General features: G+C 68.0%; 24 protein-coding genes and 1 pseudogene. 7 read left to right on the top strand and 18 right to left on the bottom strand.

Going from position 1 to position 24,674, the window contains the following annotated elements; translation table 11 throughout:
* Positions 1–5 precede the first annotated feature (5 nt).
* A complete protein-coding gene (locus KME79_RS10185) occupies positions 6–482 on the bottom strand; it encodes a GntR family transcriptional regulator (RefSeq protein ID WP_148033593.1) in 477 nt (158 codons plus the stop codon).
* Positions 483–592: 110 nt separating this feature from the next.
* On the opposite strand from KME79_RS10185, the gene KME79_RS10180 reads away from it, so the two are divergent.
* Entirely contained in the window at positions 593–898 is a 306-nt protein-coding gene (locus KME79_RS10180) for a hypothetical protein (RefSeq protein ID WP_219544207.1), read from the top strand.
* 641 nt (positions 899–1,539) lie between these two features.
* Here the strand turns inward: KME79_RS10180 and KME79_RS10175 are convergent.
* Together KME79_RS10175 and KME79_RS10170 are read right to left on the bottom strand one after the other, a co-directional pair.
* Positions 1,540–2,196, bottom strand: a complete 657-nt coding sequence (locus KME79_RS10175; RefSeq protein WP_148033591.1) for a JAB domain-containing protein — start codon at positions 2,194–2,196, stop codon at positions 1,540–1,542.
* 404 nt (positions 2,197–2,600) lie between these two features.
* Positions 2,601–3,293, bottom strand: a complete 693-nt coding sequence (locus tag KME79_RS10170) for a GntR family transcriptional regulator (protein WP_246639593.1) — start codon at positions 3,291–3,293, stop codon at positions 2,601–2,603.
* Between the two features lie 594 nt (positions 3,294–3,887).
* Here KME79_RS10170 and dapA point away from each other — a divergent pair.
* Together dapA and KME79_RS10160 are read left to right on the top strand one after the other, a co-directional pair.
* The gene (dapA, locus tag KME79_RS10165; protein WP_148033589.1) at positions 3,888–4,805 is read left to right on the top strand and encodes a 4-hydroxy-tetrahydrodipicolinate synthase; all 918 of its coding nucleotides are present in this window, start codon (positions 3,888–3,890) and stop codon (positions 4,803–4,805) included.
* Positions 4,806–4,859: 54 nt separating this feature from the next.
* A complete protein-coding gene (locus tag KME79_RS10160) occupies positions 4,860–6,545 on the top strand; it encodes a ribonuclease J (protein ID WP_219544206.1) in 1,686 nt (561 codons plus the stop codon).
* Positions 6,546–6,658: 113 nt separating this feature from the next.
* Here the strand turns inward: KME79_RS10160 and KME79_RS47390 are convergent, their stop codons facing one another.
* From KME79_RS47390 to KME79_RS10145, 3 genes are read right to left on the bottom strand one after another with little or no spacing between them, the layout of a single operon-like run.
* Positions 6,659–7,402, bottom strand: a complete 744-nt coding sequence (locus KME79_RS47390) for an LLM class flavin-dependent oxidoreductase (RefSeq protein ID WP_372452414.1) — start codon at positions 7,400–7,402, stop codon at positions 6,659–6,661.
* 22 nt (positions 7,403–7,424) lie between these two features.
* Positions 7,425–8,204: an ABC transporter permease subunit gene (locus tag KME79_RS10150; protein ID WP_219544205.1), complete on the bottom strand. Its 780-nt coding sequence runs from the start codon at positions 8,202–8,204 to the stop codon at positions 7,425–7,427.
* Positions 8,201–8,809 carry an ABC transporter ATP-binding protein gene (locus KME79_RS10145; protein ID WP_372452412.1) on the bottom strand — a complete coding sequence of 203 codons (609 nt, stop codon included), beginning with the start codon at positions 8,807–8,809 and terminating at the stop codon, positions 8,201–8,203. The genes KME79_RS10150 and KME79_RS10145 overlap by 4 nt, the downstream gene beginning before the upstream one ends.
* A gap of 69 nt (positions 8,810–8,878) precedes the next feature.
* Here KME79_RS10145 and KME79_RS10140 point away from each other — a divergent pair, with 69 nt between their 5' ends.
* Positions 8,879–10,426 (top strand): recombinase family protein, encoded by a 1,548-nt coding sequence (locus KME79_RS10140; protein WP_219544203.1) that lies wholly within the window; start codon positions 8,879–8,881, stop codon positions 10,424–10,426.
* Positions 10,427–10,959: 533 nt separating this feature from the next.
* Here the strand turns inward: KME79_RS10140 and KME79_RS10135 are convergent.
* The 10 genes from KME79_RS10135 to KME79_RS10090 all read right to left on the bottom strand — a co-directional run bounded on the left by KME79_RS10135 (position 10,960) and on the right by KME79_RS10090 (position 19,266).
* The gene (locus KME79_RS10135) at positions 10,960–12,465 is read right to left on the bottom strand and encodes a replication initiator (protein ID WP_219544202.1); all 1,506 of its coding nucleotides are present in this window, start codon (positions 12,463–12,465) and stop codon (positions 10,960–10,962) included.
* 107 nt (positions 12,466–12,572) lie between these two features.
* Positions 12,573–12,809, bottom strand: a complete 237-nt coding sequence (locus KME79_RS10130) for a hypothetical protein (RefSeq protein ID WP_219544201.1) — start codon at positions 12,807–12,809, stop codon at positions 12,573–12,575.
* A 304-nt stretch (positions 12,810–13,113) separates the two neighbouring features.
* Positions 13,114–13,536, bottom strand: a complete 423-nt coding sequence (locus KME79_RS10125; protein WP_219544200.1) for a hypothetical protein — start codon at positions 13,534–13,536, stop codon at positions 13,114–13,116.
* A 129-nt stretch (positions 13,537–13,665) separates the two neighbouring features.
* Positions 13,666–14,373 (bottom strand): FtsK/SpoIIIE domain-containing protein, encoded by a 708-nt coding sequence (locus tag KME79_RS10120; protein ID WP_219544199.1) that lies wholly within the window; start codon positions 14,371–14,373, stop codon positions 13,666–13,668.
* On the bottom strand, positions 14,370–15,143 hold the full coding sequence (locus KME79_RS10115; protein WP_219544198.1) for a hypothetical protein: 774 nt from the start codon (positions 15,141–15,143) through the stop codon (positions 14,370–14,372). Before KME79_RS10115 ends, KME79_RS10120 begins: the two co-directional genes overlap by 4 nt.
* Positions 15,140–15,607 (bottom strand): hypothetical protein, encoded by a 468-nt coding sequence (locus tag KME79_RS10110; RefSeq protein ID WP_219544197.1) that lies wholly within the window; start codon positions 15,605–15,607, stop codon positions 15,140–15,142. Before KME79_RS10110 ends, KME79_RS10115 begins: the two co-directional genes overlap by 4 nt.
* Before the next feature lie 689 nt (positions 15,608–16,296).
* A complete protein-coding gene (locus tag KME79_RS10105; RefSeq protein ID WP_281429335.1) occupies positions 16,297–16,605 on the bottom strand; it encodes an STAS domain-containing protein in 309 nt (102 codons plus the stop codon).
* Between the two features lie 612 nt (positions 16,606–17,217).
* Positions 17,218–17,514 carry a hypothetical protein gene (locus KME79_RS10100; protein WP_219544195.1) on the bottom strand — a complete coding sequence of 99 codons (297 nt, stop codon included), beginning with the start codon at positions 17,512–17,514 and terminating at the stop codon, positions 17,218–17,220.
* A 625-nt stretch (positions 17,515–18,139) separates the two neighbouring features.
* Positions 18,140–18,481 (bottom strand): hypothetical protein, encoded by a 342-nt coding sequence (locus KME79_RS10095; protein WP_219544194.1) that lies wholly within the window; start codon positions 18,479–18,481, stop codon positions 18,140–18,142.
* Positions 18,478–19,266: an SAM-dependent methyltransferase gene (locus KME79_RS10090; protein ID WP_219544193.1), complete on the bottom strand. Its 789-nt coding sequence runs from the start codon at positions 19,264–19,266 to the stop codon at positions 18,478–18,480. The genes KME79_RS10095 and KME79_RS10090 overlap by 4 nt, the downstream gene beginning before the upstream one ends.
* A 370-nt stretch (positions 19,267–19,636) precedes the next feature.
* Between KME79_RS10090 and KME79_RS47385 the strand changes: the two genes are divergently transcribed.
* A complete protein-coding gene (locus KME79_RS47385; protein WP_364231452.1) occupies positions 19,637–20,740 on the top strand; it encodes an NsdA family TPR-like regulatory protein in 1,104 nt (367 codons plus the stop codon).
* A gap of 383 nt (positions 20,741–21,123) precedes the next feature.
* On the opposite strand, the pseudogene KME79_RS10080 reads toward KME79_RS47385, so the two are convergent.
* A pseudogene (locus KME79_RS10080) lies at positions 21,124–21,243 on the bottom strand (ABC transporter ATP-binding protein); the annotation flags it as partial.
* A 113-nt stretch (positions 21,244–21,356) separates the two neighbouring features.
* On the opposite strand from KME79_RS10080, the gene KME79_RS44675 reads away from it, so the two are divergent.
* Both KME79_RS44675 and KME79_RS10070 read left to right on the top strand, forming a co-directional pair.
* Positions 21,357–23,081 carry a sensor histidine kinase gene (locus KME79_RS44675; RefSeq protein WP_308248857.1) on the top strand — a complete coding sequence of 575 codons (1,725 nt, stop codon included), beginning with the start codon at positions 21,357–21,359 and terminating at the stop codon, positions 23,079–23,081.
* Entirely contained in the window at positions 23,078–23,719 is a 642-nt protein-coding gene (locus tag KME79_RS10070; protein ID WP_219544191.1) for a response regulator, read from the top strand. Before KME79_RS44675 ends, KME79_RS10070 begins: the two co-directional genes overlap by 4 nt.
* A gap of 90 nt (positions 23,720–23,809) precedes the next feature.
* On the opposite strand, the gene KME79_RS10065 is transcribed toward KME79_RS10070, so the two are convergent.
* Positions 23,810–24,355 carry a DUF402 domain-containing protein gene (locus KME79_RS10065; protein WP_219544190.1) on the bottom strand — a complete coding sequence of 182 codons (546 nt, stop codon included), beginning with the start codon at positions 24,353–24,355 and terminating at the stop codon, positions 23,810–23,812.
* Between the last annotated feature and the right edge of the window lie 319 nt (positions 24,356–24,674).

The following is a 24,674-nucleotide window of genomic DNA, read 5'->3' as shown; positions in this document are numbered from 1 at the left end:
TCGAATCAGTGTTCGGGCCAGGAATCCCGAGGGGACACGTAGCTGCCCCGTTGCGGGACTGTGTAGATCCATCCTTGCTCACGCAGGAGCGCCATGGCTCTGCGTACGGTCTCGCGGGCGCACTCGTACTGCTGGAGCAGCGTGGTCTCAGCTGGGATCGGGCGCCGGGGAGCGTACCGGCCGGCTTTGATCTGGTCGACGAGATCGCCGGCGATCTGGCGGTACAGCGGTGCCTTGCGCGGCTTGCGTGGTGCTTCGTCCGGGGCGCCGACGAATGTGCCCTCGCCCTGGACCGTGTAGATGAGGCCTTCCTCGCGGAGGATGTGGATGGCCCGCCGGGCGGTGGTACGGGCGACGCCGAACTCGTGCTGGATGTCGGCCTCGCTCGGCACCGGATGGCCGGAGGTCAGACCGGAGACCCGCTGCCGGAGGATCTCCGCGATCTGCAGGTAGAGATGGGTGTCTCCATCGTAGTCGAGCACGTACAAAAAGATAGGCGAAGGCGGACGAGGCCTGACATAACGCTCCACCCAGTAAGGCCAAATAAAATGTCCCTCTCCCTGAAGGAGACAACTAGACGTATAGTGCCGACATGGTGGATCCTCAATCTCGCGAGGCGCGTGTCGACTGCGTGGGCAAGCACGTCTACCAGGTGGTGGGTGGCTACGGCTCGATCGACTGGCTTCCCGCGGTGCCGCGCACCGAGCGGGTGAAGGTGCGCGACTACACGTGCGACTGCCGGCCCATCGTCTACGAGCTGTGTCAGGCGGGAGGGCTGCGGTTCATCAGGCGGATCAGCAGGCCGAACGGGCGGCTGGTGGTGGAGGAGTCGCGGTGGTCCACCGCGGCGGTCATCGACACCCTCTGGGGAGAGCTGCTGCGCGGCGAAGCCCGCTGACCTCGAACTCCCGGCAGGTGTCATCCCAGCTCCTTGCACCTGCCGGGTCCAACTCATGGGCCACGGCGAAGAACAGATCGATCTGCTCGTTGAGCGGTGAGGGAACCCCGTCGGCGCGAGGCGTGTACGCCGAGCTCTCCTCGTTGAGCGCGCGGGCGCGCTGCTCCTTCATCGGGCGCGCTGCCTCCTGCATGTGGCGGTTCTCGGCGCCGGGCTGCCACCCGGCGCCGAGAACCAGAGGAGGGGACCGGAGCCCCGCGCGACACCGGACAGAAACCGCGCGGGTTGAGCCCTGCCGGCCGGTCACCCTGGTGATCGGCCGACAGATTGGCTCGCTGCCGGGTGACATGCCCGTCCGGCACTCTCGTCCACGATACGGATTGCCTTCGACCGCAGTGAGAATGCCCGGCAGCGGTGAACATGGCCCCGCGCCCTCCGGGGGACACGGAACCACGCACGGGTGAAGGCCGATGACGTCCAAACGGCCGTCCCGCGAGAATGAGGATGCCATGCCTTTCCCTGGCCCGGCTGGGCTTCCGCGCTTTCATAGGGATCATGCGGTTTAGGGTCGCGAGCGACTGGTCTCCGTTGTGCGCGGAATTTCCCGTGGTAAATGTGTGGGGACGCAACCGAATGTCGCCTCATACGTGGACGCGCCGCCAAGCGGAGTCCGTGACGATGAGGTGATCGAGGAACCGCAGACCTACCGTCTCGGCGGCTTCCGCGAGGCGGCGCGTCGCCACCACGTCGGCTTCGCTGGGATCCAGCGACCCGCTCGGGTGGTTGTGCGCCAACCCGAACAGCGCACCGCCGGACCTGAGCACGGCTGCGACGATCTCACGGACCGGGACCGTCGTATGGTCCGTGCCGCCCTCGGTCATCACCGTCCGGCGCAGCACCGCGCCGCGAACGTCGCACACGACCACCACCAGCCGCTCGTGCGCGTGCCCGCGCAGCAGGGGTGCGGCCACCGCCGCCAGATCCGCCGTGCAGGTGACCCTGGCCCGCTCCGGCTCCGCGTCCGCACGCCGGATCAGATGGAACGCCGCCGCCACGCGCGCCGCCTTGGCCGGCCCCACCCCCGGCACGGCGAGCAGCCGATGCGGCTCCGACCGGACCAGAGCGTCCAGGTCTCCGCAGTGCGCGATCACCCGCGCGGCCAGATCCATCGCGCTCGCCCCCCGGAACCCGGACCCGAGCAGCACCGCCAGCAACTCCCGATCGGCCAGCGCCGCCGCCCCGCTCTCCATCAGCCGCTCCCGTGGCCGTTCGCGCCTCGGCAGATCTTTGACCCGCATGCCCCACCTCCGGGAATGGTTGTATCAACGCCTACCGACAACCTTTGACCTGCGCTTGCACGGCTCATCCCGATGCCCGAAAGGCCCCCATCGCGCCTGCAGAAGGCGAGATGGACGGGTTGTTCTGCCGCTTGGCAGGCCGGTGTCAGGCGTCCTGCCGACGACGGCCGAGGTCACGTCGTCGGGGAGGGTTCTTGGGCGGGCTCCTTCTCGCGCGTCTCCGCGAGGACGCCGGTCACGGTTCGTCAGTCACGTCGTCGGGGACGGTCCTGGGGCCGGCTCCTTCTCACGCGTCTCTTCGAGGACGCCGGCCATGGGTCGTGCGGCGAAGTCACCAGATCCCAGGGCGGAGGGACGATGACTGAGGAGGCACCCCGGAGCTTGTGGCGACTCCAGGTCCGGCGTCAGACGGGCATGCTGTAGACCATGCGGAACCGGTCGCCCGGCAGGATGATGTCGCTGGTCTCCACCGGACGGTCGCCGGCCCAGTGGGTGCGTTCGACGTGGAGGACGTGCACACCGACCGGCAGGTCGAGGGCCTCGCTCTCGCTGGGACGAGGCGCCCGGGTGTGGATGCTCTCCACGACCTCGGTGATCTTCACGCCGTGCGCGTACATCCTCGCGACCAGGCTGCGCCGCTCCTCCTCCGAGTGGGGCGCGAACTCCAGCGGCTCGTACGCCGTCGCCAGTTGCAGCGGCCGGCCGTCGCCGCGGAAGACGTAGTGGGTGCGCGTCACGGTCGTCGATTCGTCGACCCGCAGCCGTCTGGCGAGGTCGGGGCCTGCTTCTGCCGGCTCGCTGTGCCAGTCCCAGGTCACCCGCCAGCCCTGTGACTGCAGGTCCGCCGCGAAAGGGGTGGGGCGATCAAGGAACCGCCACCGGTGCAGTGGGGTGAGCTCGGATCGTTCTCTCACATAGTGGCCGGAACCGATGCGGCCGATGATGAGCCCCTCGCTGGCCAGAACGCGGAGAGCGTGGCGGGCGGCGGTCTCGCCGACCTGGTACTTGCGGGTCAGCTGGGCCCGTGACGGGATGAGCGCGCCGGGAGGAAGGGTGCCGTCATGGATCTGTCGCCGGATGTCTTCGACGACACGCAAGTAGACCGGATCTGAGGTGGCCACTAGTCCATCCCTGGAGGTTCGTGTGAGGCGTTGCCCCATGTTGCCGTATTCGGCAGGTAACCGACCGTCATCGATGACTGCTGGAGCCCCAACTTTGCGATAGCGGAAAATTATCGGAGAAACCCTGTAACGCCGGTGTAAGGGGTGCCGATTCTCCGGTAGAGGTCGTCGATGTGTGTACCCCCGAGCACATATCGGCGGCCTCTTCCTATGTGGCCCTCCGGGCCACCTCTTGTCCGGGTGAGTTTGCGCAGCCGGTGGGCCGTGCGAAGCCGCCCGCCCGGGCCCGGGGTGAATGGCGCTGGCGCGAACGATCTCTCGCTGGATGTCTTGGCCGACTGCCGATCGGTCAACATCCGATCGTTGACCTCGCCTGTGACCGCGACCGATCCCCGGCTCCCGGGTGGCTGGAGACGCCGCGCCGCGGGTAAGTAAGCGTTGACGGTGAGGCCGTAGAGGCTGGGGTGTGCACGGGAATGCCGGAGGACGGGGTGACAAAAGGCGGCTCCAGGCAGGCAAAACGGGGTGGCGGCGTCCAATGGATTTCGGAATCCGGGTAGCGTTCGCACTATGGCATCGCCAACAGGAACCTCCGACGCGCCCTTCGGCCGCATGCTGACCGCCATGGTCACGCCGTTCACGTCTGATGGCGCGGTCGACTACCAGGCGGCGCGGCGGCTCGCCACCTATCTGGTGGACGAGCAGCACAACGACGGCCTGATCGTCAGCGGGACGACCGGCGAATCCCCCACCACCTCCGACGAGGAGAAGGCCCGCCTGCTCAGCACGGTCCTCGAGGCCGTCGGCGACCGGGCGACCGTGGTGGCCGGGGCCGGCACCAATGACACCCGCCACAGCGTCGAGCTCGCGCGGCAGGCCGCGCGCGAAGGCGCTCACGGCCTCCTCGTGGTGACCCCTTACTACAGCAAGCCTCCCCAGGAGGGTTTGTACCGGCACTTCACCGCCGTGGCCGACGCGACGGAACTCCCGGTCATGCTCTATGACATTCCGGGGCGCAGTGGCGTGCCGATCAAGACGACGACGCTGATCAGGCTGGCTCAGCACGACCGCATCGTCGCCGTCAAGGACGCCAAGGGCGACCTCTTCGGCGGCAGCCAGGTGATGATCGCCACCGATCTCGTCTTCTACTCCGGCGACGACCTGCTCAACCTGGCCTGGCTCTCGCTCGGCGCGGCGGGCTTCGTCAGCGTGATCGGGCACGTGGTGGGCGCCCAGCTCGCCCGCATGATCCAGCTCCATCGCAACGGCGATGTCGAGCAGGCACGCGCGATCCACCGCCAGGTGGCGCCCGTGGTCGAAGGGATCATGATGAGCGCGGGCGGCGCGATCATGACGAAGGCCGCACTGGACATGGTCGGCATGCCGGTCGGGCCCGTGCGCCTGCCGCTCGTGCCCGCGACGGAAAAGCAAATCGCCGAGCTGCGTGCTTGCCTGGTGGCCGGCGGGGTGAAGTTGGCAGATATCTAGAAACGGGGAGGAATTGCGAGTTTTGAGAACGCGATTTGACCATGGGGGCCGGGCATGAGCCATCCGCATCCTGATCTCGGCCCTCCTCCGGCGCTGCCTGAAGGCGGCCTGCGTATCGTCGCGCTGGGCGGGCTGGGTGAGATCGGCAGAAACATGGCGGTCTTCGAGTACGACGGCCGGCTGCTGATCGTCGACTGCGGGGTGCTCTTCCCCGAGCCCGAACAGCCGGGTGTCGACCTGATCCTGCCCGACTTCGACTACATCAGGGACCGGCTCGACCAGATCGAGGCCATCGTCCTGACACACGCCCACGAGGATCACATCGGGGCGGTGCCCTACCTGCTGCGCGAGCGGCGGGACATTCCCCTCGTCGGCTCCAAGCTCACCTTGGCGCTGATCGAGGCGAAGCTCACCGAACACCGGATCCAGCCGGTGAAGAACCAGGTGGTGGAGGGTGAGCGGCGCACGCTGGGGCCGTTCGACTGCGAGTTCCTGGCGGTCAACCACTCCATCCCGGATGCTCTGGCGGTGGCGATCAGGACGCCCGCCGGCATCGTGCTCCACACCGGCGACTTCCGGATGGACCAGTTGCCGAGCGACGGCAGGCTCACCGACCTGGGCGGGTTCGCCCGGCTCGGCAGCGAGGGCGTCGACCTGCTGATGTCCGACTCGACGAACGCCGAAGTGCCGGGGTTCGTCACCAGTGAGCGGGAGATCGGCCCGGTCATCGACGAGGTCATCCGTACCTCCGAGCAGCGTGTGATCGTGGCGAGCTTCGCCTCGCACGTCCACCGCATCCAGCAGGTCATCGACGCCGCGGCCAAGCACGGCCGCAAGGTCGCGCTCGTCGGCCGCTCGATGGTGCGCAACATGGGGGTCGCCCGCGACCTGGGCTACCTCAACGTGCCGCCGGACCTCGTCGTCGACTCTCGCGACATCGAGCAGTGGCCGCCGCAGGACGTCGTGCTGATCTGCACCGGCTCTCAGGGCGAGCCGATGGCGGCTCTGTCGAGGATGGCGAACCGCGACCATCCCATCCGCATCACCGAGGGCGACACGGTCCTGCTCGCGTCGTCGCTGGTGCCGGGTAACGAGACCGCGGTCAACAAGGTGATCAACGGGCTCTCCCGGTGGGGCGCCCGCGTCGTGCACAAGGGCAACGCCAAGGTGCACGTCTCCGGTCACGCGGCAGCCGGCGAGCTGCTCTACGTGCTGAACCTGACCCGGCCCTCCAACTTCATGCCGGTTCACGGAGAGTGGCGGCACCTGCGGGCGCACGCCAAGCTGGCCTCGCTCACCGGCGTGCCCGAGGACCACATCGTGATCGCCGAGGACGGCGTCGTCGTCGACCTCGTCAACGGCCGCGCCAAGATCGTCGGCGCGGTGCACGCCGGTTACGTGTACGTGGACGGCTCGTCGGTCGGCGAGATCACGGACGTGTCGCTGAAGGACCGCAGGATCCTGGGCGACGAGGGGTTCATCTCCGTCGTCGTCGTGGTCGACTCGAGCACCGGCAAGCTCACCGCCGGGCCTGAGATCCACGCGCGCGGCTCGGGCATCGACCCGGCGCAGTTCGAGGAGTTCATCCCGCAGATCGAGAGGGCTCTCCAGGACAAGGCCGCCGACGGGGTGGTCGACATGCAGGAGATCCGTCGTGTGGTGCGCCGCACGGTGGGGCGCTGGGTGAGCGACACCTACCGCCGCCGCCCGATGATCATCCCTGTGGTGGTCGAGGTCTGAGCAACGCACCGGTACGGCAGGCACACCCGCCTGCCGTACCGGCGGGACGAAGGGTGTGTTGATCTTCGTGCTGAGAAGGCGTTCCCAGCCCTGACCGAAGTACATAAGGATCTTCACGTCCTGTCTCGCCACGTTGGGTGAGCTTGAGGGGATGGGCTTGTGGCCGGGCAAGCTCCTCTGCAGGGCTGCCGCCAGCGGGTGGTACGGGTTCGCAAGTGGACAATCATGAGGTCCGCTCCGGCCTCGGCGAACGCGCGTGCGGCTGCGGCCGAGTCCCCGTCATGGTGCACCTGGCAGGAAGTCCGGCTGTTGGACGGTTCCCGCCCTGAGCTCGCGCGGCGTCGATGGGTCCCATTACGCATCGGCACGGTGTTGATGGGTCCCGTTACGTATCGGCACGGTGTTGATGGGTCCCGTCCCGGGTCGGCGCGGTGTTGATGGGTTCTGTCCGGTGTCTGCGCGGTGTCGATGGGTCCTGTCCCGCGTCGGCACGGTGTTAATGGGTTCTGTCCGGCGTCCGCGCGGCGTTGATAGGTCCCGTCCCGCGTCGGTGCGGAGCCGACGGAGCATGTCATTCGCGCGGCGGAACTGCTCGATGGTGACAATGTTGAAGTCCAGGGCTGGGCATGGCGCGTGGTGATCCGCGGTGTACGCTTCTCGCCGCTGCTTCCGATGCCGATAGGCGGATGGGGCCGTTGCGTCGGCGCGCTCCCGCTGCGGGTGCCGATGAGCTGGAATCGCTCGCCATGCACTGTGGCGGGCTCCTGCCGCAGCAGTCTGATCATCACCTGGCAGGCCTCCTTCAGACGATCGCTACGCTGCCGGCGAGTGGATCGGGCCGGTGCCTGCCGTCGTATGGCATACGGCGTCGCCGTGTCGTCAGGCGTCTCGCCGTTGCAGCAGCCACAGGCCCGCGAGCACGGGGAGCACCGCGTAACAGGCCAGGAGAACGGCTGCCATCGGCGGCGGCAGCGAGGTGCCGTAGAGGCCCGGGGTGGTCAGGTCACCACTGATCTGGCGGGCAAGGGCGCTGATCATCACCGAGCCGAGCCACTCGTTCCACGGTCCGGGGAGGTTGCCCACGATCATGGGGATGACGTAGACGAGCCCTACCAGCAGGGTGATCCCGCCTGCGGTGGAGCGCAGGATCGTTCCCAGGCCCAGCCCCAGTAGCGCGAACACCGGCACGGTCAGACTGAGGGCGACCAGCAGCGGCAGCTTGCCGGAGAACGGCGCCTGGTAGAGGCCGGAGAAGCGATCGCCGATGACCCAGCGGCACACGAGGTGCGTGCCGAAGACCACCACCGGCCCTGTCACCAGCCCGATCACGCCGACGACCGCAGCCTTGGCCGTCAGCACCGGCCAGCGCCGGGGGACCACGGTCAAGCTGGTCCTGATCAGCCCGGTCGCGTACTCCGAGGTCATGGCCAGCACGCCGAGGATGCCGAGGCTGAGCTGGGGAACGATCAGCACGACCTCCTCCAGCTCCGCGATGCGGGCCCTGGCCTGCTGAGCCGGAGACGCGCTGTCGTACATGCCGACCGCCATCTGCGCTATGCCGAAACCGAGCAGGACCCCGCCGAGGGCCAGCAGGATGGCGAGCCGGCTCGAACGTACGGAGTGGAGCTTGAGCCACTCGGCCGGCAGGACGTGTCTCATGGTCTGCCCGCCCGGTGTCCGGCGCTGCTCGCGGTGAGCGCGAGATAGGCGTCCTCCAGGGAGGGATGGCGAGCGGTGAGCTCCTCGACCGTGGCCTCAGCGATCAGCTTGCCCCTGCTCACGATGACGATGCGGTCGGCGGTCAGCGCCATCTCGCTCATCAGATGGCTGGAGAGCAGGATCGTCCTGCCTTGGGTGGCCAGCGAGCGCACCAGGTCGCGGATCCAGCGGACGCCGTCGGGATCGAGCCCGTTGACCGGCTCGTCGAAGATCAGCACACCGGGGTCGCCGAGCAGTGCCGCGGCGATGCCGAGGCGCTGCTTCATGCCGAGCGAGAAGCCGCCCACATGCTTGCGGGCGACGCCGTCGAGGCCGACGCGCTCCAGCAGCTCGGTCACACGCCGAGGGCCGATGCCGTTGGTGCGGGCCAGGCAGAGGAGATGGTCGCGGGCGCTCCGGCCTCCGTGGACGGCGCCGGCGTCGAGCAGGGCGCCGACCTCGCGCATGGGTGTGAGGAAAGTGGTGTAGCGCTTGCCGTTGACCAGCACCTCGCCCGAGGTGGGGGCATCGAGGCCGAGGATCAGCCGCATGGTCGTCGACTTCACGACTAACGGTTTGGGGCACATAATCGAGATAGAACGGTCACGAAGCCCCAGATCAAGGAGGTTCCGCCCATGTCCCCCGCAACCGCCGCCATCGTGGACTACTGCCGGATCTCCTACGACAAGCGCGGCGACGCCGAAGGGGTCGAGACTCAGCACCTGGAGAACATCGAGTCGGCGGAGGAGCTGGGCGAGGAGATCACGGCGACCTACGTCGACAACGATCTGTCTGCGTTCTCCGGTGTGGAGCGGCCCGACTATCAGCGCCTGTTGTCGGACATGGCCGCCGGTAAGGTCCGGCTGATCATCGTTCGGCACGCGGACCGGTTGCACCGCGACGTCGAGGAAGTGACGCAGTTCATCAAGGTCGCGCGTGCCTGCAAGGTCAAGCTGTACAGCGGCATGAAAGGGTCGTTCTACAACCTGGAGAAGGCCGCCGGGCGTAAGGAGCTGGTGGCCGACACGTTGAGCGCCAGCTACGAGAGCGACCACCGGGGCGAGCGCGTCAGCGACGCCCGTAAGCGCCAGGCCCGCAACGGTGCCTACGGCGGTGGCGTCCGTCCCTACGGTTGGGGCGTGGACACCGGTCGTGTCCGGTCGGTGTGCGTCAATCCCAAGGCCCCGATCTCTGAGCGCCGTTACGAGGACCGGCCCGTGCTCGACATGACCCGGCACCGGGAAGATGAGGCAGCCGAGATCAGGCGATGGGCCAAAGATCTGTTGGCAGGGGTGCCGACTGATCAAGTGTTGAGGGACATGGCCAGGCGGGGCGTCCAGACCGTCAGCCAGACCGACGGGCGGACCTTGAAGCGTCACGGCAAGGTCATCGAGGCGCAGGGCTGGACCGCGCGCACGGTCAAGCAGATCTTGACGCACCCGCGTACGTCGGGTCACGCCGTCTACCAGGGAAAGATCATTCGACGGGACGCCTACCCCGCGATCATCCCGGAGGACACGCGACAGGCTTTGATCACGTTGTTCGCCGACCCTTCGCGGAAGACCAGCCCTGGCAACACGCCCAAGTGGCTTGGTTCGCTGATCGTGTTGTGTGGCCGGTGCGATGACGGCACGGTCGCGAGCGTGCGCAGGAACAGCCGGGGAGAGCCCGTTTACCGGTGCCGCAGCAAGGATCACAGCTTGCCCAAGGCAGAAGAGCTGGACGCCTACCTGGCGCGCGTATTGATCAAGCGGCTGTCGCGCGAGGATGTTCACGATCTCCTCCCGGTGAATGTGGACGTGGACGCCGCCGCGTTGCGCGAGGAGATCGTGACGTTGAACCAGGCGAAGAAGAACGCGGCCCGTAAGGTCACGCTGCGCAAGTGGGACGAGGAGACCGCCGACGAGGCGATCGCTACCGCCATGGCCCGGATCGAGGAGATCCGGCAGATCTTGAGGCAGGTCACCTCGGACAGCCCGTTGGCCGAGTTCGCCACCTCCGACGACGCGCAGCGCACGTGGGACGGCCTGTCACTGGGCCGCAAGCGGGAGATCCTGAAACTGTTGGTCACGGTCAAGGTCATCCCGCCCGGTCGCCGCCGCAACGTCCCCGTGGAGGAATGCGTGACCATCAGCCCGAACACGCCGACCCCTCCCCAGCCCGGTATGCCGGTGGCCGCGTAACGCGCGCGTGCCCCCGCCGACGATCGCACCCGGCGGGGGCATGCCCTGATCGCAGGGCAGCTAGCGCAGCAGCAGCGCGAGCCGTTCACGCTGGCTTTCCGTCAGCGGAGGCCAGCCCCGCACCATGGCCGTGATCTTGTCATCGTCGCCGTCTGTCGGCCCCGTCGGCACGTCCGCCGCGTGCTCCTGTCCGGGTAACCGCTGATCTTCCGTCCTGTCTCGCCCATCCATCCCCTTGCCGCCTGTCTCGACCGGCAGACCAGGCCCCGCACCGTTCCCGCGCCAGTGATCAGCGCAGCCCGGAATCAGGGCAGGCCGCCCCGTGATCGTTTAATGAGTGCTGTCGGACAGCGGCCAGGCAGCCCACCCACCCACCCTGCCGAGAGTGGTTGCGCGCCGTCGATCAGGCGCAGGTGAGACGCCGGGGAAGAAGGGCCAACCCCGAACAGCGAAGACCTTCCACAGTGGTGCCTACGGCACGTTTTCCCAGGTGCGCGCACGCGCCGCAGTCGCCGGCACGCCGTATGCGCTGGCTATTCGGTCAGGCCCAGACGCATCGCCTGACGCGCTTGGCGATGCTCACGCCCCAGCACATCGGCCAGCACCCGATCCCCGAACGTGTGGTACCCGATACCGGCTATCTTCCAGTCGCCGACCACGACCATCGCCCCGCCGCCATCGTGCGCCCACGGGTCGTGACCCCGATCCTGCCCGGCTTGTGCCCGCCGCCAGGCCCGCCGCCGCTCACGCAGCGCGGTGAAGGTGGTGGAGTAGCGGCGGCTCTTGGACGTGACATGCCCCCGGAACCCCAGCGTGTGCACGTGGCGGGCCAGCCGAAGTGTCCGGCAGGTGGCCAGGCGTGCCAGCTTGCGCACCGTCGCCGTGAGCGCGGCCACATGGCCCGCCAGCCTGCCGCCGCTACCGTCGTCGCCCCCGTCGCCCGCAGCAGGGCGGGAGGCGGGCAGACCGCTCACGCTGTCGGACACGGTCTTGGTTGCGTACTTGGCCAGGTAGCCCGCGACCCGTGCCGCGTCCACGTCTCTGGCCGCCACCAGCCGCACGTCCAGTTGCCTGCCCCATCGCGCCACTGCCGCCGTGCGGGCGTCCACCACGGGCAGGGCCACGTTCACCCGTCCGGCCGCCTGTCGCAGTGCCGCCGTCAGCAGTTCCACGCCCGCCCACGCCGGAGCGGGCAGCACCGCATCCGGATCATCCGGGTTCACCCCGTCCAGCCGCGCCAGCACGTGCAGGTGCACCACGCCCCGCCGCTGGAACTCGGCGACCTTCACATACGACACCCGCAGCAGTTCCCGGATTTGGCGCACCCCGACCGGCTGCCCGCCGAGGGCCGGAGCCAGCGCGGCCAGCGCCCGATACACATAGATCACCGTGCGCCGCCACAGCTCACCCACGTGCGCGTTCCACAGCACTTGCCCGGCCAGGTCCGCACAGTCCACGCACAGCGGAGCCCCGACCAGCGCGTCAGCGCCATCGTGGCGCGCAGGGCACCCTAACGGCCTGCCGTGCTCACACATGCCCTTACCGCGCTTGCCACGCTCGCCGCCCTGTCCGCCCCGCACGGCACGGCAGATCCCGCCGTCGCGGAAGGCGTGCACCTTGCCGAAGCTCGGCGCGGTGAAGGTGGCCAGCACGATCGGGTTGCCTCCCGGCTCATCCCCGTGATCCAGCCCATCAGCGCTCTCATCAGCGCTCTCGTGAGCAGCGTCATCCCGGCCAGCCCTCACCCCAGCGGCGAACACGTGCCAGGCATCGGCGCGGTAGCGGGCCGCGCACGGCGGGCACACGCTTTCGCGGCGGTCCTTGCACGCCACCAGCAGCACCCCGCCCGGCTCATCGGAGCTGTCATAACGCGCCGCGACCTCGCCGGTCCCCTGATGGATCGTCGTCGCCGTGCCGGACAGCCGGATCGGCCGGACGCAGTACCCGGCGCGTTCTACTTGTCCCGCCCAGCGCCGGTAGTCGTCGTCATCGGCCACCCGGGCGATCATCTGTCCCAATACGGACGTGCTTCTCATCATCTGACATCCTCTTCCGGACTCTTGCCGGACCCGTCCACAGCCGGGAGCGGTTCCCCGCGACGCGCCCCCGGTGCGCAGACTTCCCGAGAGGTTCTAGGCGCGGACGATCAGCGGCCCGCCCTCACCGGCTCCCAGTGCTCCAGGACCGTGCGCCGCAGCGCGTCCAGGTCCTCCGGCGCGTCCAGCAGCGCCGCTCCGAGCCCGCCGCACTGCCACGGTGCGTGCACGAACGCCCGGAGATCGTCTTCCAGTCGTTGCTGTCCGCACTTGCTCAGCCACCGGATGAACCGTTCCGCCGCGTGCTCGTCTCCGATCTCTCTCGGCTGGAACTCTTCGTCTGCCACCCACATCTTCACGCGCTCGTCCTCCTTCTCGTTGTTCGCGTGTGCCGCACAGCGCCCGATGCGCCCGCGACGTTCCCAAGGGTGAGGCGGCACCCCCGTTGTGCTGTTGTGCCGGTTGAGACTGTCAGATACCTACCTTTATCAACCAAGCAATCGCTTGGTTCAAGGCTTAGGTGACAATCCGTAGGCGATAATCTTCCTTTCCGGAAAGCCGCCCGGGACGGATGTGACGATCCCGGACGGCTCTCGGACCCCCGCGACGGCTCCCAGCCCCCCGTCAGCCGCCGTCACCGCGACCCGACGATCAGCCCGCGACCCGCGCGCATGTGGCGGGTACGTACCCCTGCGTGAGGCTCTGCCCGAGCCAATTACGCGTCGCGGGGATCTTGACCAGGTACCAGTTACGGCCGCTGCGACCGCACTTGTCGGCGTAACCGTTCGAGCCGTTGCCCCGCAGCACCCCGCACGACGTCAGGGTCCTACCGGTGTCGCGGACCCGCAGCACATCCGCGTTCGTGAAAGCGAACTCCCGCACGCCGACGCGGACCCCGGTGATGACGATCTTCCGGCACGCCGCCTTCCGCGCCTTGCTGGCCGTGCTGGCCGTGCTGGCCGTGCTGGTCTGCGTACCGGTGTGCGCGGTGGCGGGCAGCGCGACCGCGCTGACGGCCAGCCCGGCGGCGATGATCGCGGAGGCGAACAGGGTGGACGGCTTGAACTTCGACATGATCTTCTCCCTGTGGAGTAGGTGGTGACAGGGTGCCGGTCGGCCCCCGCCGATCAGCGGGCCGGATGCCCGCTGTCGTGCACAGGTCGCGCGTGATCGCATGCGATCCCCGGACCTGCCGCGTTCCCCCTAGTAGCCCGGACGCCGCAGCTCAGCCGCATACGCCGCCAGCCGCGCCAGGTCCGCGTCACTCAGGTAAAACCCCTTGATCTTGGTCGGGCCGGCAGGCCCGGCCAGGAGGTAACCGACCCCCGCCGCACCCAGGCCGATCGTGGAGGCGTCCACGCCCCGCGCCGCCCAGCCCGCGCCCAGCACCGTGTCCGAGGCGTCCCGCGTCGAGCAGCGCAGCGCCCACCGGGTATCGAACAGATCCCGGATGTAGGTCGGGATGACCTCACTGCCCGGCTTCTGCGTGGCCGCGATCAGCCGCACCGCCGCCGCGCGCCCCCGCGCGCCCAGATCATGCAGCCCTTCCAGGAACGCCGCCCGCTTCTTCTTGTCCGGGTGCAGCGTGAACGCGGCCAGCTCATCGACCACGACCAGCAGCGGACCATGCCCCATACCCGGCGTGATCTTCCGCACCCCGGACGCCGACAGCAGCGCGTACCGCTCATCCATCCGCTTGCACGCCCACTCCAGGCCCGCCGTGGCGCTGTCGATCTCGCACCGGATGCCGCCGTGCGCGACCTTCTCCCACACGGCCAGTTCCACGCCCGCCTTGCCGTCGATCATCACCGCGTCCGTGCCCGGGTCGAGCATCAGCCCGGCCACCACACTGTGCAGCGCCACCGACTTGCCCGCTTCCGGAGCGCCGCCGATCAGCAGATGCACGCTCATCGCCGCCGCCCCCCGTCCAGCTCCTCCAGCCCGTCCGGCTTCTCCAGTTCGGGCGGCCCGTCACCGGAGCCGCTCAGCAGAGCGACCGTGACCAGTTCCCCGTTCTCGGCCACGCCGACCGGGATGGGCTCCCAGGCGCAGGACATCCAGCCCGCGTCCGGCGCACCGGCCCACGGCCATACCAGCGACCCCAGCGCGGCGAACGGGTCACGCCGGATCACCTCCACCAGCGCGTACCGGGCGTTGACCTCATCGGCCGTCACCACCACGCCGGAGGCGGCCAGCGACGAGGCCAGCCACGGCGCGCGATCGTCCACCTCACACGCCGCGCTGCCCTTGGGCAGCCGCACCCGCAGCCGTTCCCCGGCCGCCGTCCGCTCCGCCCGCATCACGCGCGGGATGCGGTCGTTGTAGGTGGCCAGCCCGGCGAAGCGGGCCGCCCGGTCCCAGCGGCGGATCACCCGCGAGTACCACAGCAGGTGCAGCAGCCAGCCGCGCACAGCCGGGACCCCGCCGAACATCGCGACCAGCCAGACCGCCAGGCCCGCCAGCACCGGCCAGCCGCCCAGCGACCAGCCGCCGCCCAGCAGTAGCCCCGTGGCCGTGATCAGGCCCAGCTCCCGCCGCAGGAGCCACATCGGCCGCAGCACGTACATGGTCAGCCGTGACGCCGCCGTGCTCTGCGCACGGATCGGCGCGGCGGGCATCTCCACCATCGGCGGCAGCCCGGACGGCCGCCCGGGAACCTGCGGACCCCCGATCCCGCTCATGACGTGCTCTCGCCACCGGTGGCCATCGGGCTACCGCCATGCCGTGCCGAAGCGGACGAGGCCGAAGCGGACGGGGCCGAGGCGTGCGGGGTACGTCGCGTGCCACCGGCCGCGCCCTCACCCGCCATCGACGCCGGACGCGAGGGGGCCGCGTTCGCGGCGGCCGAGGCGTGCACGCCGGTCACGGCGGCAGCGCTCCACCATCGGACCTCGCCCTCTTTGGCCGTGTTGAAGCACAGCCCTTCCACCCGCACCGGCAGGCCCGGCACCAGGTGACTCTGCTCGCCCGGCAGGTTGAACTTGATCTTTGCCGAGTCGGCCCCGTCCATGGCCAGCAGCGTCACGACCATGATCGGCTGGCCGTCGTCGGTGACCTTCGCTTTCTTGGTCGTGAAGTCCTTGGCCGCATTCGGTGGCGCGGTTACCGTGAAGGCCAACCGCCCTGCGTCGATCGGAAAGCGCATCCGTCTGCCTCCCTTCAGGGGTGTGTCCCGCTGACACACCCACACTGGCAAGCAGTACTCGAACATATGTTCGAATCGTTCAACGCGATGCCCGTCCGGCATGCAGGCGTGCACTGTCGCGCCTCGCATGTTAAGGGCATGTTCGCGGGCTGAGTTCGATCACGTCGCATGGCCGCGCATGCGGGAGCGGCATCGCTGTGCCCGCTATTGGCCACCCGGTTGCATTCCGCAGCATGCCTGTCACGTAGTGTGATGTTCGGGCGGTGGAGGCTGAGGTGCCCTTGCCGCGCCGGTGCTGTCCGGCTCTATCCCCGGTGCGGCGAGCCGGGCAGCACCTTCCAAACGGCGGACCCCGCCCGTATGCCCGGAATCGCCCAAGCCCGCTGATCATCCACATAGCCAAGCCGTCACTGATAGGACGGGGGGGCGGGAGCGGCCCAGGGGAACGCTATTCCCGCACCGGTGCTGTCTGGCCCGCGCGCTTCGCTCACGGGGTCAGGCAGCACCCATGGGCCTGTCAATCCCGACCACATCGGCCGTTCACGTTGTGTGTTCACTCTGTCACTGATATGACGGAGGGGTGGGACAGGACCGGAGGGGGCCTACCCCGCACGCGCTGTCTGGCTCCGCCCGCAGGGGCCAGACAGCGCACAGCAGACTCGCGAACCCATGCCCGGCACAGGACTCCGCTAGGCAATCACGAATGCGCGATCCAGCCCCGACAGGCGCAGGAGACGGCGGAGCCTGCCGTTCACATGAACCAGTTCCATGCTGCCGCCCGCCCGGGAAACCATGCGCTGCACCTCTAGCAGCGCCTCCAGCCCATGCGAATCGCAGAAGGTCACCCCAGCCGTATCCACGACCACACTGGGTGACTCCACCGGCAGAACGGCGTCCACAGCCGCCACCAGGCTTGGGGCCGTGGAGAACTCCAACTCGCCTTCCAAGGCCACGATGAGAAGATTCTGATGCTGCGTCATGTGCGTGGAGAGAGCCATAACCAATCACCAAACCGGACAGACGACTTATACACCTCACTCTCACACTACGCTCGTCACCTCCAAGGACTCCACTAGCCACCGGCTACCGCGCCACCCGCGCTTATCGGCCCGGAACCGCGCGTCTGATGCCGGGAGCCGCCGTGTGATGAGTTTCCCTACATAGATCAAGCCCGCCCGGCAAGCCGGACGGGAACCCCCCGCGGACACGATCTTGATTGCGGTGTGTACGCGCCGACAGCGCAGCCGGTACAGGTCCTAGGCGGCCCCGGCAACGGGACGCGCCGGCCGGATCGTCATCGGGACTGCGCGCGGCGCCCAAGGGCGCCGTGCTCGCCCTCGCCGCCCGGCAGGCCCGCCCCTAGCCGGAACCGCCGAACCGACCCGGAACCCGCCGACGCCCCGACCGCCCTACCGATTGCGCCGTATGCTCCCGTCTCAACGCGACGTGGCCCCCCGCGAGACCGTCTGCCCGGATGAGCGGTCTCGCGAGGGGCCACCTTCTCCGGCGTACCGAACCGCCCGTGTCCCGTAACGGGCCACGCCAGAGGGGAAGGACCAGCCGCCCAGGGGCAACAGCGGCCAGCCGCGAAGTCTCTTCAACGCTGCCGATCAGCGCGCGATGTCGCAGGCTCCGTCTGGCGCGCCGGACGCCGCAGCGGCCAGCCGATACTTAACCCGCCGTACCAGCCCACGCTCATAGTCACCTTGGAACGCCTTGCGCTGCGTCGGCGCGATCTTCACCACGACGCCCTCTTTGGCCAGCCTGTTCAACCGGTACCGGAAGTAATCCAGCGTGCGAGCGTGATCGAAGAACGTGCTCACCTCATCCACCGTCGCCCCGTCCGGGAACTCCGTCAGACACTCCAAGATCTCCTCGCGCCTGCTCTTGTCCTCACCGCCGCTCAAGCCCGGCACCTCCTTCCCGATCCCCACGGCCTATAGACCTGCCCCGCCCTTCCCAGGCGGGGACTCCCGTTCCCCGGCGGCCAACCTCCAGCAGGCAACCACCGGCCCGCGAGCTTGGGGGTCAGCCATGACAGCCCAGAGCGACCAGGACCAGACCCGGCCGCTCCCGACTACCGCCCACGGGCCGCTCGGCGACCACCGGGGAACGGGACACGGGCCGCCCACGCGGCCCGCATAACGGCACGGCAGCGACCTTCCGACACCCTCACCGGAGCGTGCTCCAGACCCCGGCTCAGGTGAAGTCACTGCCGTACCGAGCTTTTGCTTCAGCGCACCTGGCCGGACCCTTGCGCCTGATCTAGGCTGTCCAGCTCCGCGAGCAGCACCGCGAGTTTGTCCAAAGTCGCCGCCCGCCCGATATGCCGCGAGCCGTGCACCTCAGGCCGGGGACACGGGCGTCCGCAGCGGCGAACCACATACCACTCGCACACGCCCCGGAACACTCGCCATCGCCCGCCGAACTCGCTCTCAAGCTTTTGTGTCTGAGCCTGTTCCTCTGGGCTGACCCGCGCCCCCGACGCCGCCGTGTGACTGGTGTCGTTCCTCGTGTTGTTGCTCGCGTCCCTCACCGCGCAGCCCTCCCAGCCCGCGCGGTGACCGGCCCGGACATCGCTTCGCGCCGCTCCTGGAACAGCCCCGCGATCCGCCGCGCCGCCGTCTCCATACACGAGGCAGGGCAGCAGGTGTAACGCCACCGCCCCGGCTCCGTAGGAGCGTCCAGCGACCACCGGAACCGCCACTCCGCCCCGCCGAACTCACACCACACGTTCAGGCCCACCACCGCGAGGCCCACCAGCGCGATCCCCTCGCACTCCGACACCCGCGACTCCACCCCACGCCGGGCCAGATGATCAGCCAGCTCCCGCGCCAGCCGCCCCGCCGGACTCGCCCCACCCGGCCCGTTCACCGCTCTTTCCTTCCGACCCCGCCTGCCACATCGACCCGGGAGGCGTCATCGCGCGCCAGGCCGTCATCCATCTCCGGACGCCACAACGGCACCCGCACCAGACCCGGCGCGACCAGTTCAGTACCCGCATCGGTGAACCACGCCCCGATCCGCTCCTCACCGCGCAACACCACCCGGGCAGACGCCCGCTGATAGGCCGCAGTCGCCGCGACCGTCCGCTCTGTCTCCAGCACATGCGAGATCACCAGATGACTGCCCGGCACCAGGAACCGCATCAGGTCCCCGACGATCTCACCCGGCCCGTCCTCATCCGGCACGAAATGCAGGATCGCCACCAGCAGCACCGCCACCGGCCGATCGAAATCCAGCAGGTCAGACGCCCGAGTCAAGATCCAGCCCGGGTCACGCAGATCCGCATCCAGCATCACCGTCTGATCATCGGTGGCCAGCAAAGCCCGCCCATGCGACAGCACCACCCGATCGTTGTCCACATACACCGTCCGCGCATCCGCATGCACCGACTGCGCCACCTCATGAACGTTGCCCATCGACGGCAACCCCGTGCCGATGTCGAGGAACTGACGCACCCCCCGCTCAGCCAGATACCGCACCGCCCGCCCGAGGAACGCACGGTTCGCCCGCGCGATCAGCCGCACGTCCGGGTTCAGCTCCAGCGCCTTGGCCGCCGCCACCCGATCCGCCTCGCCGTAGTCCTTACCGCCGAGGAAGAAGTCGTACATCCGCGCCACATTCGGCCGCACCCAATCCGTCGGCGCAAGCGGCATCGGCCCCGACTCATAACCCCTCGCAACCACCGGCCGACGATTCCCCAGAAGATCGGCGTCTATCTTTCCTTCCCGCACCCCTTCCGATGTGGGATGCCCGGAGTCCGCCCTTTGCGCAGGATTCTTTGCGCCACTCCGCTGCTCTCCGCCTGCTGTGCTGGCTGATCCCACTGTGACCTCCACGCGCGGGTGCCCCACCACGCTCTGTCGATGCGACGTTTCTCACTGGGGCAGCCATGTTCCCCCGACTGTTTCCAGTGGGCCAGGAGGGGTATTCCTCTGAGGAAAAAGACACTACGGACTCAATGCCTCTCCGCTATACGCTCAGCTAGTGGAAGTCCGGACTCTCCCCGAAGCCCTCAAAGTGATCATGGAGCAGCGCGGCTGGACTCAGACGCAGCTCGCTAAGCACTTGGGGGTATCGCAAGCCTGGATCTCAAAGATCTGCCGAGGCGTCGCCGATACAGGGGTGGCCAGAGCACAAGAGCTTCTCTCGCGAGTTGGCTGGGAGGTCCGTCTCTCGCCATCCGTGGAGGAACCCGTGGAGCGCAGGGATTTCCTTGCAGCCGCCGCATCAGTGGTGTTCGTGCCTTCTGCCGTAAGCTCAGATCCTTATCTGGACCCTGACTATGTTCGAACGCTGACTGACAGCCTGGCGCGGGGACGGTACGAACTTGGCGGACTGCCTCTCGCACCCCGCGCCCTGGCACACACGCGTCATGTAGCTGCACTGAAAACCGCATCTCTTAGTGGACGGTGGCAGGGAACCGCCTCAGACTTGATGTACCAGGTCAGCGTCACTCTCTACGATGCCGGCAAGTTGGCCCAGTCTGAGCGCGCAGGCTCTATCGCACTTGACCTTGCCCACCATGCCCAAGATTTCCCGGGGCAGGCCCGTGCCTATGACGCCTTGAGTCGTGTAGCTCTCTACCGAGGCGACCCATCCCGTGCTGTTCAGTACGCCCAACGGGGACTCCGAGTCCCGGATCTTCCGGTCAGCAGGGAGTCGAGTCTTCACATGCGACTAGGCCGAGCGCTTATCAGTATCAAGGGGCACAGCCGAGAGGCGAGAGACGCGCTGGCGACTGCCCTGGACACGCGCGGCCTGAGCCCGTTCGCCGAGGCCGCCTTAGGCGGTGATGTAGCCATCGGTCTAAGCCAACTAGGAGAGTATGACCAGGCGGATCTCCTCCTGCATGCAGCCGCCGAAGCAATGGGGCAATACTCGCCTCTCTTCCAGGCTCAGTATCTAGGTCGCCAAACTCAGACGGCCATTCGCGCAGGCAGACCGAGTCTTACGGCTGAATACATGGGTACTCTCACACGAGCACTTCCCTTTATCAGCTCAGCACGTGTCAATTCTCGTGCGCGGGAGATCCTTCATCGTACAAAGGCATGGGACCACATTCCCGAGATTCGCCTTTCGCGCGAATGCCTACAAGGGATGTTGGCCCCGGAGGCGACACCCTCTTAGTTCTTTCTTGGGAAACCCCTCGGGTCGGCCGCCGTTAGCAAGCCTTCGGCCTGCTGTACTCGTCGTAGATGGTCGTCGGGCTGATCATCGCACGCCACAGCGGGGGCTACCGAATCGTTTCGGAGCCAACCTCATGGGGACCCCTCCAAGATCGCAAAAGGGGGCGGGGAGGGAAGTATGGGGGCAGGGGCGCTGCCCCTCCCCGGATTGGCGAGACAGTGTAATGCCCCCTTTTGAGATCTTGCCCCATGAGGTCAGCACCACCGCAACGATTCGTCCGCCCCCTTACGTCTATCCGCCAGCCCGCTAAAATCGCAGGTCACAGCACGGATCCAATCTCACGCATCGTTATTGAACCGTAAGCGCCCCAGACCGTTAGCAGGCTTGCCCGCGCCGTTGGGGCCGAGGAAGCCGGTGACGTGCCCTGGGCGCGCGGTGAACGACAGGTCGTCGACGGCGAGCGTCGAGCCGTAGCGTTTCGTGAGGTGCTTGAGTTCGATCACGCCGTAAAGGGTGCGGCACGGAGGGGCTTCGTCACATCGGACCACGGTCCGAACCTCAAAGTCAGACCCTGGTCTGACGTGCGGAATCGGGGTCGGGGGCTACCGTCGTTCGCGTGAACGAGTCGCACCGCCTCTTCGTCGGGCCGCTGGGGCGCTCCCAGCTGATCGCGCTGGATCTGGTCGCCGCGCTGAGCTTCGTGTTGGTCGCCCTGACGGCGACGGTCAACGCCGCAGGGATCCCGCCGTGGGCCAGGCTGGCCATCCCGCTGGGTCTGGGGCTGCCGCTGGCACTGAGGAGAGTGTGGCCGCTGCCGGTCTTCCTCTTCACGGTTGCGCTGGCCGTCACGGCGGTGGTGAGCGGGGCGTTCAGCTTCGCGTACGTGTCGCCGGCTTACGCGCTCTACCTGGTGGCGGTGGCGGAAGACCGCGGCAGCTGGCTGCCCACCTCGACGATCGGGGTGCTCGCCCTGCTGACCGGGGTCGGGCTGGTGATGGTGGGCGGTGTGCCGCACCCCGAGGGGCCCGCATGGCTGCTGGGCGTCGACGAGGCGTTGTTCGGCATCGCCGCCCTCGGCGGCGCCTGGACGGTCGGCCGAGCCGTGCGCGAACGGCGGATGTACGCGACGCGCCATGCCGAGCGCCTGGCCGAGCAGGCCGTGGCCGAGGAGCGGCTGCGCATCGCCCGGGAGCTGCACGACGTGGTGACGCACAACGTGGGGCTGATCGCGGTCAAGGCGGGAGTGGCCAACCACGTCCTCGCCACGAAGCCGGAGGAGGCTCACGACGCGCTGCGGGTGATCGAGACCGCCAGCAGGAACGCGCTGGTCGAGATGCGTCACCTGCTGGGGGTGCTGCGTTCTTCGGAGAGCCCGGCCCGCGGTCCTGCGCCGGGGCTCCGCGGGTTGGCTGGTCTGGCCGAGCAGGCCCGACAGGCTGGAGTGGACGTGGAGCTCGACGTCAGCATGGCGGGAGGTCAAGGTGGTCTGGAGATGCGGGAGAGCGCAATGGGCGGCATGTTCCGCGAGGCGCGGCAGATGAGGGCTGGCGAGACGTCGGGTCTGGCGGCGGGTCAGGCGGAGAGCGGGACAGGCCTCAGCACGCAGAGTGGATCAAGCTCCACGAGGAAAAGTGGATCAAGCTTCGGTACGCAGGATGATTCGAGCTTCGCTACGCAGGGTGTTTCGAGCTTCGGTACGCGGGATGGTTCGAGTTTCGCTACTCAGGATGGAGCAAGTTTCACGAAAGAGAGCGGATCAAGATTCACCACGCAGGGTGGATCACGTTTCACTACGGAGGGCGGATCACGCATCACTGCGCAGGGCCAATCGGGTCCTGCGGCGGCAAGTGGATCAGGTGCCAGAACGGAAAGTGGAGCGGGTCTCGCGACGGAGGAAGGAGATGACGGAGCGTCGACGCGGGACATGCCTTCTGGGGAGGAGGCGTCCGTGTATGGGAGGAGGTCCATGACGGGCAGGCAGTCCGCCGAGAAGGTGGGGGTTGTGGAGGGGGGAGCACCTGCTCAGCCTGTGCGGGGAAGGCTGCCTGAAGGGGTGGAGCTTTCCGTGTACCGGATCGTTCAGGAGGCGCTCACCAACGTGGTCAAGCATGCGGCGCCTGCGCGGTGCCGGGTGTCCGTGGTCGACGACGGGCGGGCGGTGCGGATCGAGGTCAGCGACGACGGGCCCGGTCATCGCACGATGACCGGCAGGGGGCCTGGTCACGGGCTGATCGGGATGCGGGAGCGGGTCATGATGTACGGCGGGACGTTCGAGGCGGGCGGAATGATCGGTCAAGGCTTCCGGGTCTCGGCCAGCCTCCCCTACGGGAGTGATTCATGATCCGGGTGCTGATCGCTGATGATCAGGCGCTGCTCCGGGGCAGCTTCAAGGTGCTGGTGGACTCTGAGCCCGATCTGGAGGTGGTGGGGGAGGCGTCGACGGGGGTGGAGGCCGTGGCCGTGACCGAGCGGGAGCGGCCCGACGTCGTGCTCATGGACGTGCGTATGCCCGAGATGGACGGCATCGAGGCGACAAGACTGATCGGGAAGGACTCACGGGTCCTCATCGTGACCATGTTCGACCTGGACGCGTACGTGTACGACGCGCTGCGGGCCGGGGCGAGCGGGTTCCTGCTCAAGGACACGCCACCGGCTGACCTGCTCGCCGCGATCAGGGTGGTGGCCAGAGGAGAGGCGCTGCTGGCTCCGACGGTCACGCGGCGGCTGATCGAGGAGTTCGCGCGGACGCCTGCGACGCCTCAGGTGCGTGGGCTGGAGGGAGTGACCGAGCGGGAACGGGAGGTGCTGACTCTGATCGCCCGCGGGCTGTCCAATGTGGAGATCACTCGGCATTTGCAGCTCAGTCTGGCGACGGTCAAAACCCATATCACTCGGTTACTGGCCAAACTCGATGCTCGTGACCGGGCGCAGCTGGTGATCGTGGCATACGAAAGCGGGCTGGTCTCGGTGCCTCGATGACGGCCGTGGCCTCCGTGTGACGGCCGTGGCCTTCGTATGTCGGCCTTGGCGGGGCTTGCCGCCGCGATGTCGTCCGTTCCTGACGGTCGGCTATGGAGCTTGACGAGTGGGATGAGGTGGAGGCTTGTCGGGATGCGTTGGGAACTCAGCGGTCTGCCATCGGGTATGGGCTCCGCCGAAAGGGCCGTGGTGATGGGCTACTGCTTGGAGGAGCCAATGGGCGGTGTCCTCGGCTTGGCGGATGATCTCGCTCGGGTAGCCGAGTGTCAGCTGGTGTTCGGCGAACTCGTCCTCGTCGTCGAGGAAGAGGCGGCCGTCGCGCATCCTGACGACATCCAGGTCCAGGTCGAGCATGGTGACCTGGCCGTCACGCCATTCGGGGACGGTGGTGACGTCGACGTACACCTCGATGCGGTGGGGCGGTGAGTTGAACGTGGCGGTCCACCAGGATGAGCGTGGGAAGAGCATCAGGGAGTCGTGGGGCCAGGTGACCTTCGGGCCTTCGCCTTTGCGGGCGACTGTTCCGCTGGGCACCGCGACCCAGGAGCCGTGTTCGTCCTCGCCGAGGAGCGTGCCGGGGTGATGCCAGTGCAACGCGCCGCCGTACTTCCTGTAGACGATCTCGATGTCACCCAACGCCCGTGCCTTTCCGCCGGATTCGGCGTTTTTGAGGGGGTTCGTGGTGGTGTCGGCTTTCGTACCAGGGGAGATGGGCAGGGTGCGGCGGCCGGTGTCGGGACGCCTGCTGGTGCTTACGTGCTCATGATGCCAAAGCAGTCTGTGGGCGGACGAGACCCGGGATGGTCTTTCACGGGTCGGCAGGGGGATGCCGCGGCAGTGGGGCGTGGAGGTGCGACACCCAGCGGCGCCGTGCTCACTGGGTGTCGCGTTCCGCTGGGTGTCGTGTCTCGGCTGGCGTCGGCTCCGTTGGGTGACGTGCTTCGGCTGGCGTCAG

It is taken from the genome of Nonomuraea harbinensis (assembly GCF_019396385.1).
GTDB lineage: Bacteria > Actinomycetota > Actinomycetes > Streptosporangiales > Streptosporangiaceae > Nonomuraea > Nonomuraea ferruginea.
The sequence above is the reverse complement of the archived record's forward strand: the minus strand, read 5'-3'. Positions and strand labels throughout refer to the sequence as shown.